This window comes from Mesorhizobium silamurunense (assembly GCF_014843825.1).
Lineage (GTDB): Bacteria > Pseudomonadota > Alphaproteobacteria > Rhizobiales > Rhizobiaceae > Mesorhizobium > Mesorhizobium silamurunense.
In genome coordinates this window covers 1-541 of the sequence record NZ_JHQR01000466.1, presented here as the reverse complement: position 1 = coordinate 541, position 541 = coordinate 1, and the positions used below count along the sequence as shown (strand labels likewise).

At 58.0% G+C, this 541-nt stretch carries 1 pseudogene; it reads left to right on the top strand.

Annotated elements, in window-relative coordinates:
* Positions 1 to 224 precede the first annotated feature (224 nt).
* Positions 225 to 541: pseudogene (locus tag DH10_RS36015) on the top strand (IS110 family RNA-guided transposase); the annotation flags it as partial.

Here is a 541-nt window from a genome sequence, read left to right as displayed (position 1 = left end):
AATCCGTATTTTCTTGCACGGATGGATCGACTACCGTCCACCTACCGGGATTGGGGTGTCGGGAGCACGCATGGCGGGCAGGCCGAAGTATCTGATGAACTGAGAGTTCGAGTTGTTATCTGGCCGCCCCCTTCGACTTGCCCGGTTGCGCTGCGAGCGCGGATCCGTAGTTGTCGTGTAGCCCGCCGGCTCCCAAGGTTGCTGAACCTGGAAAGGAGCCGGGAATGAGAACCATCGCCCTTGATGTCCACCGATCATTCGCCCAAATGGCGATCTTGGAGAAAGGCAAAATCCGGGATGCGGGGAGGATCGATCTTGAACGCAGCCGCCTGTTGCAGTTCGCCATAAAGCTCAAGCCGGATGACGAGATCGTCATCGAGGCAACAGGCAATACAAGTGCGATCGTGCGATTATTGTCGCCTTTTGTGGGCCGGGTGGTCATAGCCAATCCGATCCTGGTCCGGGCCATCGCCTGGGCCAAGGTCAAGACCGACAAGATCGACGCGGCAGTGCTGGCGAAGCTTCATGCGAGTGGCTTTCT